Genomic DNA, 14,298 nt, shown 5'->3' on the forward strand with positions numbered 1-14,298 from the left:
GTCAAGGCAGGGCTGTTGCAATTGCGAGGCTGTTGCAAGAAGGCGACAGCGCGGATCGGCGGCTTGCAATGTCGTGCCGGCGAGACCATGGTTCGCGGACGATGGGTACGGATTCTCCGATGCGCCGGAAGGCTTCACCGACTCGGACGGCGCCGCTGCATGAGCTGCCGACCGAGCAGGCGCAGGCGCGCCGCTTCGGGAAAGCCCGCTCGGCGCGGTCGACGGCGATCCTGGAGGACTATGTCGAGCTGATCGCCGACCTGATCGAATCGACGGGCGAGGCCCGCGCCACCGACATCGCGCGCCGGCTCGGGGTCTCGCACCCCACCGCCATCAACACTATCGCGCGGCTGAAGCGCGAGAACCTTGCGACGGCACGTCCTTACCGCGGCATCTTCCTGACCGAGAAGGGCGACGCGCTCGCCAAGCGGGTCCGTGCCCGGCACCGTCTGGTGCTCGAAGTGCTGCTGGCGCTCGGCGTGCCGCGCGAGTCCGCCGAGGCCGATGCCGAAGGCATCGAGCATCACGTATCGGAGGCGACGCTGAAGGCGTTTTCGGACTTCCTCAGGGGCTCGCGGGTGAGGAAGGCGAGCTGATCGCCGGCGCCGCCGGCGCCCGACCGTCGGTCGTTGCGGCCAGCCGGGCTTGCCTCGATGCGACCGAAGATTGCGCACAAGCAGATCGAGACCTATCAGGAGCAGGAGAAGGCGACCGAGCAGGAGCGCGCGCTCAACGGAGCCAAGGCGACGGCGGCGGCGCAGACCGCACTCACGCAGTTGCTGCGAGTGACCGCAAGCAAGTGCGCTCCTCTCCAGAGGGCCGGCGAGGGGGGGCTTGCATGATTTCGGAATATTGGAAATGTATTCCTGATTTGCCCGACGTGTCAAGTTGCCCAGTCGAACGCCGGTGGCGGCGGGCTCCTTTGCATGGGGTTGTTTTCGGTATTTTGCGGCGCGCAGCTGCAGCGGGAGAGGTGAAGCGCCTCGGCGGCTGCAGCGATGAAACTTCCTACGTGCTTCGGCTGGCCCAAAGATGATCGGCGGCGCGCAGACATCGCGCCGCTTGTCTATTCGCTCTTGTCGACGTTCCAGAACACCGGCGGCGCCGGGCCTTCCAGCACGCCGGTGAGCGATTTGCGCCAGGCGCTCGGCAAGCGGAACTGGCCGAGCGGGACATAGATCACCTGCTCGTAGGCCTGCTTCTGGATCTCCACCGCGAGCTTCTTCTGGTCCTCAGGTGAGGTGGCGCGGGCGTAGGCGTCGCGCATCTGCTCGAGCTTGGCGTCTTCGGGCCAGCCGAACCAGGCCCGCTTGCCGTTCGCGGCGATCTGGTTGTTGACGATCGGGTTCATCACCTCGGTCGCGCCGGTGAAGGTGAAGAACAGGTTCCAGCCGCCTTCCTTGGGCGGCTTCTGGCTGGCGCGTCGGCTCACCACCGTCTGCCAGTCGGTCACCTGCGCGTCGACGTTGAAGCCGGCCGCGCGCAACAGCTGCGCCGCGACGGTCGGCGGCCCCTTCAGCGTCTGCACGTCGCCGGGGATCATGATCACGACGGGCGTGCCGTCATAGCCCGAGGCGGCGAGCGCCTTCTTCGCCTCGGCCATGCCGTTGCCCTTGATCAGCGTCTCCGCGCCGGCGTCGCTCGCGAGCGGCGTGTCGCAGGCGAAATAGGAGCCGCAGATCTCGTAATATTTCGGGTTGCCGACGGTGGCGTCGAGCACGTCCTTCTGGTTCATCGCCAGGAATGCCGCGCGGCGAATCTTGGGATTGTCGAACGGCGGGTGCAGGAAATTCATCCGGCCTTCGATCTGGAAGCCGAACTTGTTCAGCACGGCCACGGTGAGATCGGAATTGGCCTCGAGCACCGGCACCAGGTCGATCGAGGGCTGTTCCAGGAAATCGATGTCGCCGGACTGCAGCGCATTGATCGCGGTCTGCGCATCGGGCATCGTGATCCATTCGACGCGATCGACCTTCGCGACCTTGCCGCCCGACAGCCAATCCGGCTTTTCCTTGCGCGGCACGTAGTCGGCGTTCCGCTCATAGACCGCCTTCACGCCCGGCTGGAATTCGGCCTGCACGAACTTGAACGGCCCGCAGCCGATCTGCTCGGCGATCTGCTTGCCCGGCGGCGTCTCCGCGAGCCGCTTCGGCATCATGAAGGCGACATAGGAGGAGGGCTTTGCCAGCGACTCCAGCACCAGGCCGTACGGCTCCTTGAGCTTGAGCACGATCGTCTTCGGTCCGCCGGCCTCGAGGGAGGCGGTGAACTCGGCCAGCTTCTGCGCCATGCCGTCGACGACGGTCCAGCGCTTCAGCGAGGCGATGCAGTCCTCCGCCGTCACAGCCGCGCCGTCATGCCATTTCAGGCCGTCGCGCAGCGTGAAGGTGTAGGTCAGCTTGTCGTCGGAGATCGTCCAGTCCGCCATCTGCGGCCGGACCTTGAAGCTTGAATCGATGCCAAGCAGCGTGTCGTAGACCATGTAGCCATGGTCGCGGGTGATGTAGGCGGTGGTGAAACCGGGATCGATGATGCGCAGGTCCGAATGCATCACCGCTGATATGGTCTTGCCCTTGCCGGCGGCGATGGCTCTCGATGAGAGGAGAGCCGGGGCCGCAATCGCCGGCGGCACGCCGGCCGCGAGCTTGAGGAGCGTTCTGCGCGAAACATCGATCATTCGCCGTCCCCCGATTTGTCGTTGCGCCGGCACGTTGGCCGCAGCGAGCCGCATGCTTCACCAATCCGACCGGCAAATCAAGCAAGCGCCGTGCCGCCAATCCCGCAAGGCGCGCAAGCGCGCATCCTGCATAGGAGCCTGCGCTTCCTGCCGCACCTCGCAGGCTGTTCGGACGGCGATCCGCCGTGTAGGCTTGCGGTCTGCCGGCCAGCAATAAGGCCATATCCCGCACATCCTTACGGGAACAAGCAGCCGAGGGAGACCAGAAGAACCGTCATGACCGATATCCGATACGTAGCACCGCGCACGCTTGATGAAGCGATTGGCGCATTTGCTGCCGCCGGGAGTGCCGCCCGCATTATGGCAGGGGGTACCGACTTATTGGTGCAAATGCGCTCCGGCCTGGTGCGGCCGGGACTGATCGTCGACATCAAGAAGATCGGCGAGATGACCGAAATCACGGAAACCGCCGATGGCGGCTTCCGCGTTGGCGCCGCCGTCTCCGGCATGGAACTCGCCGACCACGCGCGCTTCGGCAAGGTGTGGCCCGGCGTGCTCGAGGCCGTCAACCTGATCGGCTCCAAGCAGGTGCAGGGCCGGGCCTCCGCCGGCGGCAATCTCTGCAACGGCTCGCCGGCCGGCGACAGCGTGCCGGCGATGATCGCAGCGGGCGCGGTCGTCACCGTGGAGGGCCCGAACGGCCGCCGCGCGCTCAAGGTCGAGGATGTGCCGGCCGGGCCGGGACGCACCAACCTCAAGCCGGGCGAGATCCTCGTCGGCTTCACCTTGCCGCCGCGGCCCAAAGGCTCGGGCGACGCTTACTTGCGGATGATCCCGCGCACCGAGATGGACATCGCGGTGGTCGGCATCGGCGTCAGCCTGACCTTGCAGGACGGCATCTGCACCGCGGCCCGCGTCGGCCTCGGTGCGGTGGCGCCGACCGCGCTGCTGGTCGCGCCGGCAGCGCAGGCGCTGGTTGGCTCGAAGCTCGACGATGCGGCGCTGGAAGCGGCTGCTGCGGCATGTCGCGCCGCCTGCCGTCCGATCGACGACAAGCGCGGCACCATTGCCTACAGGATAAAGACCGCCGGCGTGCTGCTCAAGCGCGCCGCCGCGATCGCCGCCCAGCGCGCCGGAGGACACTAGCATCATGCCGAAACTGCACGTCACCACCTCCGTCAACGGCGAGCCGGTCGAATTCCTCTGCGAGCCGTATGAGACCATGCTCGACGCCTTGCGCGGGCAATTGGGGCTGACCGGCTCCAAGGAGGGCTGCGCCTCCGGCGATTGCGGCGCCTGTTCGATCACGCTCGATGGCCGGCTGATCTGCTCCTGCCTGATGCTCGCGGCCGAGGCCGAGGGCCACGAGATCCGGACCATCGAGGGCATGGCCAAGGGCGAGAAGCTACATCCGCTGCAGCAGAAATTCCTCGAGCATGCCGCGCTCCAGTGCGGCATCTGCACCTCGGGCATGCTGGTGGCCTCCGAGGCGCTGCTGGCGCGCAACGCGAATCCGACCGAGGAGGAAGTCCGCTTCTGGCTCGCCGGCAATCTCTGCCGGTGCACCGGTTACGACAAGATCGTCCGCGCGGTGATGGAGACCGCCGCTGAAATGCGGGAGACACGCCCATGAACGTCGTCAACAACAAATGGATCGGCCAGCGCACCATCAGGCCCGATGGCGTCGACAAGGTGACCGGCCGCGCGGCGTTCGCCGCCGACACCACCATGCCCGGCATGATCTGGGGCAAGGTGCTGCGCAGCCCGCATCCGCATGCCCGCATCAAGTCGATCAACACCGCGAAGGCCGAGGCGCTGCCCGGCGTCAAGGCGGTGGTTACCTCGCGCGACATCGTCGACTTCACGATCGAGAAGGGCGCGGTGATGCTCGGCATCCAGGACATGCGCTGGATGTGCCGCAACGTGATGGCGCGCGACAAGGCGCTGTTCCCCGGCCATCCCGTCGCCGCCGTCGCAGCGACCACGGAGGCGATCGCCGCGGAAGCCTGCAAGCTGATCGAGGTCGATTACGAGGTGCTGCCCTGGGCGATCGAGATCGACGACGCCTTGAGGCCTGACGCGCCGATCCTGCACGAGTTCAATAGATTCGACGGCAAGCCCTCGAACATCATGGGCCGCATCGAATCCAGGAAGGGTGACATCGCACAAGGCTTCAAGGACGCCGAAATCGTCGTCGAGCGCTCCTTCACGACGCGACCGGTGCACCAGGGCTATATCGAGCCGCATGCCTGCCTGATCTCGGTCGCGGCCGACGGCAAGACCACGATCTGGTCGTCGAGCCAGGGCCAGTTCATGGTGCGCGCGATGACCTCGATGCTCACAGGCATCCCGCAGAGCGACATCCGCGCCATCCCCGCCGAGATCGGCGGCGGCTTCGGCGGCAAGACCATCGTCTATCTCGAGCCGCTCGCGACCTTGCTCGCCAAGAAATCCGGCCGCCCGGTCAAGATGGTGATGACCCGCGAGGAGGTGATGCGCGCGACCGGGCCGACCTCGGGCTCGAAGAGCACGGTGAAGATCGGCGCGAAGAAGGACGGCACCATCGTCGCCGCCCACGGCAGCTTCTATCTGCAGGCCGGTGCCTTCCCGGGTTCGCCGATCCGCGGTGCAGTCGGATGCAGTTTCGCGCCCTACGACATTCCGCATGTGCTGTCGGAAGGTTTTGACGTCTGCTCCAACCGTTCCAAGGTCGCGGCCTATCGGGCGCCCGGCGCGCCGATCGGCGCTTACGCGGTGGAATGCGTGCTCGACGAATTGGCCGAGGCGCTTAAGATGGATCCGCTGGCGCTGCGGCTGAAGAACGCTGCCAAGGAAGGCACCAAGGCCGCGCATGGCCCGGTGTTTCCGCGCATCGGCTATATCGAAACGCTGGAGGCTGCGAAGAACCATCCGCATTATGCCGCGCCGCTCGGCAAATATCAGGGCAGGGGTGTCGCCTCCGGCTTCTGGTTCAACGCCGGCGGTGAATCCTCCGCACAGGTCAACATCACCGAGGACGGCAACGTCGTCGTCACCACGGGACATCCCGATATCGGCGGCTCGCGCGCGGGCATCGCCAACATCTGCGCCGAGCTACTCGGCATTGACTACAAGCGCGTCTCCGTCATCATCGGCGACACCCAGACGATCGGCTTCTCCAACCTCACCGGTGGCAGCCGCGTGCTGTTCGCCTCCTCGATGGTGGTGACGCAGGCGGCCGACAAGGTGATCGCGACCTTGCGCGAGCGCGCCGCGAAGATCTGGGAGATCGACCCGGAAGCGGTGAAGTGGGAGAACGGCGCCGCGCATCCGGTGAGCCCGAATGCCGGCCAGTTCGAGCCGCTGACGCTCGCCGATCTTGCCGAGAAGGCGCCCTCGCAGGGCGGCCCGATCGGCGCCAGCGTGCAGCTCAACACCCAAGGTGCGGAGGGGGGCTTCGGCACGCATATCTGCGACGTCGAGGTCGATGTCGATCTCGGCATCGTGCGCGTGATCCGCTACACCGCCGTGCAGGATGTCGGCCGCGCCGTGCATCCGAGCTATGTCGAGGGCCAGCTGCAGGGCGGCGTCGCACAGGGCATCGGCTGGGCGCTGAACGAGGAATACATCTACAACAAGGACGGCAAGGTCGATAATCCGGGCTTCCTCGATTATCGCATGCCGGTTTGCTCCGACCTGCCGATGATCGACTGCGCGCTGGTCGAGGTGCCGAACCCGAAACACCCGCAGGGTGTCAAGGGCGTCGGCGAAGTGCCGCTGGTCCCCGTCATGGCCGCGGTCGCCAACGCGGTGCATAACGCGCTGGGCAAGCGCTTCTACAGCCTGCCGATGTCGCCGCCGAAAGTGTCGGCGGCGCTGGATGCGCCCGCGCAGCAGGCCGCGGAGTAGGAAGCGTAGGGCGGGTTACGCTGACGCCAACCCGCCCTACGTTTTCGTGGCTCACCGCAACTCCTTCCCCAGCTGCGCAAGCACTGTCTCGCAAGTCATCAGATCGAGATGCCCGCCGCCGGCGTTCTTGAAGAAGGTGATGTCGTCGGCGGACAGCCGGCCGGCGACCTTGCCGGTCGCGAGGTCGTAGTGATCGCCGAGCACGTCACTCTCCTTGATCGCGCCGCTGGCGATCGGTTGCAGGATGTCGCCGACGCCGTCGAAGGCGGATTCCCTTCGGTCGACGAAGATGCGCGAACGCCGCGCCGCCTCGTCGTCGGACTCGCGGGTGTCGGGGGTGAAGCCGCCGACCAGATCGAGATGGGTGCCGGGCTTCAGGTTCGCGCCCTTGACCAGCGGTTCGCGCGAGCGGGTGCAGGTGGTGATGATGTCGGCCTCGCGCGTCGCGGCATCGAGATCGGTGACGACATCGGCGGTGATGCCGTCGTCCTCCAGCAGCCCGGCGAGCTCCTGTGCGCGCTCGATCGTCCGGTTCCAGATCCGCGCCCGCTTCAGCAGCGGCCGTACCGTGCGATGGCCGCGCACCAGCCAGTGCGCCATCTCGCCGGCGCCGACCACCAGCAGCGTCTCGGCGTCCGGCCGCGCCAGATGCTTGGCGCCGAGCGCGGAGTCCGCGGCGGTCTTCCAATGGGTGATCTCCGCGGCGTCCATCACCGCCAGCGGCCGCCCGTCATTGCCGTCGAACAGCACGCAGACCGCCTGCACGGCCGGCAGCTTGCCATGCGCAAGGTTGCCCGGGAAGCTGGTGTACAGCTTGGTCATCATGAAGCGGCCGGCATCGACCGCGCTGCGGGTCACCAGCTGCTGGCCCCTGTCGTCGCCGAGATAGCCGTCCTTGACGGCGATCTTCGGCCGCCGGTGCGCGGCCTCGATCGCCTCGATCAGGATCGGAAAGGTCAGGACGCGGTTGACCTCGCGGTCGTCGACAATATGCACTGTTTCTCTCCTCGGGCGCGCCGGACGCCCCAAAGAGCGTTCCGGACTGATAGCGCGTAGGGACGGCCAGTCAACCGGACATGCGTCACGGCGCGGCGCTTGCTATCCTGCGGACCTGATTCTCTCGCAGGTTTTCGCAAGCCGTGGTTGCAGTCGTCGTCGCCATCCTGATCTTCATGCTGCTCGGCGGCGCCGCGCTTGCGACCATGGCGGTCCATTGCCGGCTCGGGGAACATCACCGCAGCGACGAGACCAATACCTCGATACGCCTGGTCGCCACCCTGTTCGTCACCATGCCGTCGCTGCTGCTCGGCCTGATGATGAACAATTCGGCCAACACCTACGTGGCTGTCGACCGCAACCTGCACGTCTTCGCCACCGACCTCATCCTGCTCGACCGCAGCCTACGGCCGCTCGGCCCCAGCGCCGACGAGCCGCGCAAGCGGCTGCTCGCCTATGTCGAGCAGGCGCTCAGGGATGCCCCGATCTCGCGCGCGAACGAGGTGTCCGAACATCTGCTCGACGAGGTCGGCAACGGCATCCGCGAGCTGAAGTTCGACGACGAGCAGAGTGTCGCGCTGTGGAATGACGCCCGGTCGGTCTACCGGCAGGCGGTGCAGCAGCGCTGGACCTTCGTCGAGCAGTCCGACGGTTCGTTCCCCTCACCGCTGATCTGCATCCTGGTCGGGTGGCTGACGCTGATGTTCGCGACGCTGGGCTTTCGCGCGCCGCGCAATGCGGTGGTGGTCTCGATTTATATCGCCGCTGCGGCGCTGATCTCGGCCGCGATCTATCTGATCCTCGAAATGAGCACGCCGTTCTCCGGCCCGATCCAGCTCTCCGACCGCCCGCTGGTGCGCGCGGCCGAGGAGATCAGGCGGTAGCTGCCGGTATCGGCACGCGCTCTCGGCTTGATTCCCCTCACGCCCGCCGCCCGGCCCGAAATTGTTTCCGCGCCGCAAGGGAATAGTGGAGGCCTTCGCGTGTCCTACGCATGCAAGCCATCTGCATTCGAAAGGGAGACACCATGAAGACAACACTCGCACTCGCGCTCGCCACCGCCGCTTCGTTCGCGCTCGCATCTGCCGCCTTCGCCGCGCCGCCGACCAAGACCGGCACCACGGCGAAGGGCTCGGTGCTCACCGACACCAAGGGCATGACGCTCTACACCTTCGACAAGGACACCGAAGGCAAGTCGGCCTGCAACGGCGCCTGTGCCACGAACTGGCCGGTGCTCAAGGCGGAACCCAGCGACAAGGCCGAAGGCGGCTACACCATCATCGCGCGTGACGACGGCTCGAAGCAGTGGGCCTACAAGGGCAAGCCGCTCTATACCTTCGCCAAGGACCAGAAGGCTGGCGACATCACCGGCGACGGCTTTCTCAACGGCGCCTGGCACCTCGCCCAGCCATGAGGCGTTGCGGAAGACCGCATGGCGGGTGAGTGCAAGCGTCACCCGCCATCGTTGCGCCTGTGAGATCTGCGGCGGGTTACGCTGACGCTAACCCGCCCTGCATTCGCGCTTCAGGCTCGCTGCTTCAGCGCCATGCCCATGCTGATCCAGCTGACGCCGGCGCAGATCAGGTCGACGCTGAGGAAGATGCCGAGCACATAGAGGCTCGACACCGGCCAGTGCGCCAGGATCATGGCCCCGAGCACCAGCGTGATCAGCCCGGAGATCGCGACCATTCCCCACGGCGCCGCCGAGTTCATGCCGAACGCCAGGAAGATGCGAACGATACCGGAGACCACCAGCGCGATGCCGAGGAATAGCGTCAGGGTCGCTGCGGCGAGCAGGGGGTTCTCGAAGGTGACGAAGCCCGCGACGACATAGAGCGCGCCGAGCAGCAGCCAGAACAGGAACTTGCCCCAGGTCTTGAACTGGAACGCGTTCACGATCTCGGCGGCGCCCGCGACGATCATCATGGCGCCGACGAACAGCACGCTGACGACGGTAGCGAACAACACGCTGCCGAAGGCGAATACGCCTGCGATCAGGTAGATCACGCCCAAGGCGACGATCCAGCCCCACTTCGCGCGAAGATGGGCAAGCCCGGATCCGAGGCTGTGAGGAGGTGTGACGGGTGAGCTGGACGCAGTCGACATCGTATCGCTCCCGAATACTGAAAAAGACTATGCTACCATAGGTGTCGGTGCAGACAAAGGGCAGGTGATATGGCACCAAATGCATGCTGGCACCAAAGGCGCCGCAACACGTTGATTCAAGTCAACCGGTGTGTTGCCGCGCAGCATTCGTGGTTTGACGACAGCCCGTACCGGACGGCGGACTGTCCGGATCGGAGTGCAAATTGTCCGGATCGCGCAGCAACCCCAGGGAGGTCGACATGCCCACCACGCACGACAAGGACCACGTCTACAAGATCCTCGAACTGGTCGGATCATCGGACAAGAGTATCGAGGCGGCGATCGAGAACGCCGTCAGCCGTGCGTCGAAGACGATCCGGGAAATGAAATGGTTCGAGGTGGTGCAGACCCGGGGCCATATCGAGGGCGGCAAGGTCGCGCACTATCAGGTGACGCTGCGGGTCGGCTTCACGCTGGAGTAGGGCGCGCGGTCGCGAGAATGCGGACGTGTGACTCCGGGGCCGTGCAACATAGTCGATGTCGTCCCTGCGAAAGCAGGGACGACGACGGATGGTGTGTGGTCCTCCATCACCGCCGCGACAGCGGCGCGGGTGGCGGCGGGGCGGTCGAGCCGGCGGCGAGCGAGCGCTGCACCATCACGGTGTCGGACCAGCGGCCGTAGCGATAGGCGACACCGGGCAGATGCCCGACGCGGGCAAAGCCGAAGCGGTCGTGCAGCGCCAGCGACGCGGCATTGTCGCTGTCGATGTAGCCGATCATCTGGCGGAAGCCGGCCGCCGCGCAGGTGTCGACCAGTTCCTGCAACAGCCGGCCGCCGACGCCCTTGCCGGTGAAGCCGTGGTGAATGTAGATCGAATGCTTCACCGTATAGCGATAGGCCGGGCGCTTGCGGAACTGGACCACATAGGCATAGCCGACCACCTCGCCGTCGCACAGCGCGACCAGATGCGGCAGGCGGGTGTTGCGCAGATTCTTGCGGCGGTCGCGCAGGTCGTCGGGCTCCGGCGTGCCGGAATCGTCGACGCTCTCCTCGACGCCGTGGCGGATGTGATAGCGGTAGATCGACAGCATCGCATCGACGTCGCTGTCGCGCGAGGGACGGACGGTGATCTTTTGATCATTCTCCATTGCGTTGCGTCCGCTGGCCTATCCGGACACGACATAGGTGTAGAAGCGGACGCGGCCCGCGTCGTCGATCTCCTTGTAGATGCCCTGGACCTCGACCTCGAAGCCCGGGAACGCATTGAAGCTCGCCTCGAACATCCGCAAGTAATCGATCATCGGCTTGCTGCGTTCCGACAGCCGTTCGCCGGGCACGATGGTGGCGATGCCGGGCGGGTAGACCACGAACGGCGTCGCGGCGATGCGGCCGAAGATCTGGTCGATCGGCAGATAGTCGACGTCGTTGCGGATCAGATATTGCGCCGCCTGGCGCGGCGACATCGCGATCTCCGGGAGATGCTCGGGCAGGAATTGCTTGGCCTGCAGCGTGCTGACGCCGCCGTCGCGGAAGAAGCGGTGCATGTCGCCGCACAGGTCGCGCAGCCGCACCCCGGTGTAGCGTTGCGGGCGGCGGCGGAAGAATTCGGGAATGACGTCCTCGACCAGCGCGTTGTCGTCGTGCAGCTTCTTGAAAGCGACGAGCCCGGACACCAGCGTGCCGGCCTTGCTGGCCTCGACGCCGGGCGTCAGCAGGAAGAGCAGGGAGTTGAGGTCGTTCTTCTCGGCGACGATCTGGTTCTCGCGCAGATATTGCGCGACGACCGGGGCGGGGATGCCGTGGTCGGCATAGGCACCGGTGGCGTGATCGAACCCCGGCGTCAGCAAAGTGAGCTTGTTCGGGTCGGTCATGGCGAAGCCCGCGGTCAACTCGGGGAAGCCGTGCCAGGTTTCGCCCGGGCTGAGCTGCCAGTAGGACGGATTGGTCGCGAGCTGATCGGTCGAGATCGTCTCCCACGCGACATTGTGCACGCCGTTCTCGCGCGCGACGTCGGGGATCATCACGCGGTCCGGCACGAGCGGCTCGAAGAACCAGCGCCGCTCAGCTCGCGTCTCCTTCTCCTCGAACTCGCGCTTCACCGCGCGGATCTTCTTGCGCAGCTCGATGCCGAGCCGGATCGTGTCGTCCCACAGCACTTCGCCGGAGCGGCCCTTCATCATCTGCGCGCCGACGTCGAGCGAGGCGAAGATCGGATAGAACGGTGAGGTCGAGGCGTGCTGCATGAAGCTTTCGTTGAAGCGGCGGTGCTCGACCCGGCGCTTCTGGCCCTTGATGTGGCGGTCGCGGATGTGGATCTGCGAGGCCTGCGAGAAGCTCGCGAGCTGCTTGTGGGTCGATTGGGTGGCGATGATGCCGGGCGCCTCGGGGCCGAGGTTGGAAAGCCCCATCGCGAAGCGGCCGGAATAGATCGGGTGGAACTTCATGAAGCCGGCCCAGGCCTCGTCGAACAGGATGTAGTCGCAGAGATGGCCGATCCGCTTGAGGATCATCTCGGCGGAGTGGATGGTGCCGTCATAGGTGCACTGCTCGACCACGGCGACGCGGAACGGACGCTCCTTCTTCCAGGCGTTCTCGTCCTTGACCAGCGGGTGCTTGCGGATCTGGTCGCGCAAGCTCCCCTCGTCGAGCAGGTCCCAGCACATCGGGCCGATCAGGCCCCAGGCGTTGCGCACCGTCGGCACATAGACCGGGATGCCGCCGCCGATCAGGAGCGCGCCGTGATGGGCGGCCTTGTGGTTGTTGCGGTCGAACAGCACGAGATCGCCGTCGGTGACCAGCGAGCCGAGCGCGACCTTGTTGGAGGTCGAGGTGCCGTTGAGCACGAAATAGGTCTTCTCGGCGCCGAAGATCTTGGCGGCTTCCTTTTGCGCCCGCAGCGCCGGCCCCTCATGGGTGAGGAGGTCGCCGAGATCGAGCACGGAATTGTCGAGGTCGTCGCGGAACACCGCCTCGCCGAGATGCTCGACGAACACCCGGCCGATCGGGCTGCGGCTGTAGAACACGCCGCCATTGTGGCCCGGGCAGGTCCAGAGCTGGTTGCCTTCCTCGGCGTAGTCGACCAGCGCCCCGAAGAACGGGGTCTTCAGGTTCTCGGCATATTGCTTCAGCCTCGAGATCAGGTTCTTGGCGATGAAGGGCGGGGTTTCCTCGGACAGGAACACGTAGCCGTCGATGAAATCGAGCACCTCGACCGGCAGGTCCTCGAACCGCTTGCGGCGGATCAGCAGGAGGATCGGGAAGTCGAGGCCGCGCCGGCGCATCAGGTTGATCAAAGCCGCGGTCTTGCCCTCGAGGCCCTTCTTGCCCCAGTCGACCACCATGCAGCCGATCGCCGCATCGGTCTGCACCGCGATCTCGGCATCTTCCAGCTTGCGGGCGCGGACCACCTCGAAGCCGGAGCGCTCGATTTCAGCGATGATCTGGTTGAAGCGGATGCCTTCGAGGTCGTCGGCCTCGAAAACCGGCGCGGCGAACAGGAAGTTGAAGCGTTTGAAATAGTCCATGCGTGTCCCCGAACTGGTTCGGCTGAACCTGTCGGCACAATTCATGACAAAGAGATGACAATCCCGCTGCGACGCCAGGTGCCATGGCCAAATCCGCCTGGCCGCGCTGAACTCCCGATATTGCCAGCTTTCGCAAAAGGAAGGCGCCATGCCCCAGCCTGCCAACCCCGCTGTTGCCGACCATTTGGCCGCGCTCGACGTCCAGGCGGCGATCAAGCATGTCCCGATGACGCCGAACAGCTATCCGCTGAGCGGGCGCATGAAGCTCGGCCTGCCGCTCGGCACGACGTGGTTTTGAGCAGGGCCGCCAGCGGTGCAGGTTTCTGAGCGGTCAGGGGGCGGCCGGCACCAGGCCGTAGCGCAGCACGATAGCGGACGGGGCCGAAGGACGCCAACGGCGCGCGCGGCCCGGACGCGCGAAGCGATATCCGGCGCCAGCCCGGCGATCCCGCATTCCGCTTGTACCGGCTCAGCGCCAGTGCGCTCAGTAGACGAGGTTGGTACCCGGCGGCTTCTCCAGTGCGGCCGCCAGCGTGCGATACTCCTCGCGGTCGGTGCCGCAGATCTCGGCGATGCGCTGCAGATGATACTGCGCCTGGTCGCGGTTGCCTTGTTCGATCTGCCAAAGGCCGTAGTAGTTCCACGTCAGCACGTGGTTGGGATCGGCCTTGAGCGCGCGCTCGTACCAGACCTGCGACTGCTTGTAGTCGCCGAGCTTGCGATAGGAGTAGCCGATCAGGTTCGCAACGTTCGGATGATCATCGCGGCCGAGCGCGTGCAGCTGATCGATCGCGGCGGCGTAGTCGTTGCGTTCGTAGATCGTCGCATAAGCCGCGCGAAAGCCGTCGCGGAATGCCGGATCATCGAAGCCGGATTGCTTGATCGGCTTCCTGACCCGGTGCGTGGTCTTTCTGTCCTTCTGCTGGGGATACGCTGGCGCAGGCGTGCTGTAGCTCGACCCGTAGAAGTCTCCGCCGCCTGCTCCTCCGCCACCACCACCTCCACCGGCGGCGAGGACGGTGTGCGGTGGGAGCAGGATGATCGGTGCTGTCAGAAATGCCGTGAGCATTGCGAGCTTCATCGGTGACTTGATCATGCGCACCTCCCGACTAGACGTGGACAGTCAT

The 14,298-nt window shown here is 65.8% G+C and carries 15 protein-coding genes; 9 read left to right on the plus strand and 6 right to left on the minus strand.

Annotated elements, in window-relative coordinates; genetic code table 11:
• The first annotated feature begins 119 nt into the window (after positions 1 to 119).
• Entirely contained in the window at positions 120 to 596 is a 477-nt protein-coding gene (mntR, locus tag ACVW1C_RS35770) for a manganese-binding transcriptional regulator MntR (RefSeq protein ID WP_456762269.1), read from the plus strand.
• A 57-nt stretch (positions 597 to 653) separates the two neighbouring features.
• Positions 654 to 842: a hypothetical protein gene (locus tag ACVW1C_RS35775; RefSeq protein WP_456762270.1), complete on the plus strand. Its 189-nt coding sequence runs from the start codon at positions 654 to 656 to the stop codon at positions 840 to 842.
• A 224-nt stretch (positions 843 to 1,066) separates the two neighbouring features.
• Here the strand turns inward: ACVW1C_RS35775 and ACVW1C_RS35780 are convergent, their stop codons facing one another.
• Positions 1,067 to 2,677: an ABC transporter substrate-binding protein gene (locus ACVW1C_RS35780; protein WP_456762271.1), complete on the minus strand. Its 1,611-nt coding sequence runs from the start codon at positions 2,675 to 2,677 to the stop codon at positions 1,067 to 1,069.
• A gap of 285 nt (positions 2,678 to 2,962) precedes the next feature.
• Here ACVW1C_RS35780 and ACVW1C_RS35785 point away from each other — a divergent pair, with 285 nt between their 5' ends.
• Genes ACVW1C_RS35785 through ACVW1C_RS35795 form a run of 3 tightly spaced genes read left to right on the plus strand, consistent with a single transcriptional unit; the run spans position 2,963 to position 6,565 of the window.
• The gene (locus tag ACVW1C_RS35785; RefSeq protein ID WP_456763260.1) at positions 2,963 to 3,823 is read left to right on the plus strand and encodes an FAD binding domain-containing protein; all 861 of its coding nucleotides are present in this window, start codon (positions 2,963 to 2,965) and stop codon (positions 3,821 to 3,823) included.
• A gap of 4 nt (positions 3,824 to 3,827) precedes the next feature.
• Positions 3,828 to 4,310: a (2Fe-2S)-binding protein gene (locus ACVW1C_RS35790; protein ID WP_456762272.1), complete on the plus strand. Its 483-nt coding sequence runs from the start codon at positions 3,828 to 3,830 to the stop codon at positions 4,308 to 4,310.
• Positions 4,307 to 6,565: a xanthine dehydrogenase family protein molybdopterin-binding subunit gene (locus ACVW1C_RS35795; protein WP_456762273.1), complete on the plus strand. Its 2,259-nt coding sequence runs from the start codon at positions 4,307 to 4,309 to the stop codon at positions 6,563 to 6,565. The genes ACVW1C_RS35790 and ACVW1C_RS35795 overlap by 4 nt, the downstream gene beginning before the upstream one ends.
• Before the next feature lie 51 nt (positions 6,566 to 6,616).
• Here ACVW1C_RS35795 and ACVW1C_RS35800 read toward each other — a convergent pair whose 3' ends face one another.
• Positions 6,617 to 7,561, minus strand: coding sequence for an ornithine cyclodeaminase family protein (locus ACVW1C_RS35800; protein WP_456762274.1), 945 nt, complete (start codon positions 7,559 to 7,561; stop codon positions 6,617 to 6,619).
• Positions 7,562 to 7,704: 143 nt separating this feature from the next.
• On the opposite strand from ACVW1C_RS35800, the gene ACVW1C_RS35805 reads away from it, so the two are divergent.
• Positions 7,705 to 8,445 (plus strand): bestrophin-like domain, encoded by a 741-nt coding sequence (locus ACVW1C_RS35805; RefSeq protein ID WP_456762275.1) that lies wholly within the window; start codon positions 7,705 to 7,707, stop codon positions 8,443 to 8,445.
• A 143-nt stretch (positions 8,446 to 8,588) separates the two neighbouring features.
• Positions 8,589 to 8,975 (plus strand): COG4315 family predicted lipoprotein, encoded by a 387-nt coding sequence (locus ACVW1C_RS35810; protein ID WP_456762276.1) that lies wholly within the window; start codon positions 8,589 to 8,591, stop codon positions 8,973 to 8,975.
• Positions 8,976 to 9,085: 110 nt separating this feature from the next.
• On the opposite strand, the gene ACVW1C_RS35815 is transcribed toward ACVW1C_RS35810, so the two are convergent.
• Positions 9,086 to 9,667: an HdeD family acid-resistance protein gene (locus ACVW1C_RS35815; RefSeq protein ID WP_456762277.1), complete on the minus strand. Its 582-nt coding sequence runs from the start codon at positions 9,665 to 9,667 to the stop codon at positions 9,086 to 9,088.
• A gap of 239 nt (positions 9,668 to 9,906) precedes the next feature.
• Here ACVW1C_RS35815 and ACVW1C_RS35820 point away from each other — a divergent pair, with 239 nt between their 5' ends.
• Complete coding sequence (locus tag ACVW1C_RS35820; protein ID WP_021077690.1) at positions 9,907 to 10,128, plus strand: dodecin; 222 nt, start codon at positions 9,907 to 9,909, stop codon at positions 10,126 to 10,128.
• Between the two features lie 106 nt (positions 10,129 to 10,234).
• Here ACVW1C_RS35820 and ACVW1C_RS35825 read toward each other — a convergent pair whose 3' ends face one another.
• Positions 10,235 to 10,795, minus strand: a complete 561-nt coding sequence (locus ACVW1C_RS35825; RefSeq protein ID WP_456762278.1) for an N-acetyltransferase family protein — start codon at positions 10,793 to 10,795, stop codon at positions 10,235 to 10,237.
• 18 nt (positions 10,796 to 10,813) lie between these two features.
• Positions 10,814 to 13,171 (minus strand): Orn/Lys/Arg family decarboxylase, encoded by a 2,358-nt coding sequence (locus ACVW1C_RS35830; RefSeq protein ID WP_456762279.1) that lies wholly within the window; start codon positions 13,169 to 13,171, stop codon positions 10,814 to 10,816.
• Positions 13,172 to 13,319: 148 nt separating this feature from the next.
• Between ACVW1C_RS35830 and ACVW1C_RS35835 the strand changes: the two genes are divergently transcribed.
• The gene (locus tag ACVW1C_RS35835) at positions 13,320 to 13,469 is read left to right on the plus strand and encodes a hypothetical protein (protein ID WP_456762280.1); all 150 of its coding nucleotides are present in this window, start codon (positions 13,320 to 13,322) and stop codon (positions 13,467 to 13,469) included.
• Between the two features lie 186 nt (positions 13,470 to 13,655).
• Here the strand turns inward: ACVW1C_RS35835 and ACVW1C_RS35840 are convergent, their stop codons facing one another.
• Positions 13,656 to 14,267 (minus strand): tetratricopeptide repeat protein, encoded by a 612-nt coding sequence (locus ACVW1C_RS35840; protein ID WP_456762281.1) that lies wholly within the window; start codon positions 14,265 to 14,267, stop codon positions 13,656 to 13,658.
• Between the last annotated feature and the right edge of the window lie 31 nt (positions 14,268 to 14,298).

It is taken from the genome of Bradyrhizobium sp. USDA 4011 (assembly GCF_054063415.1).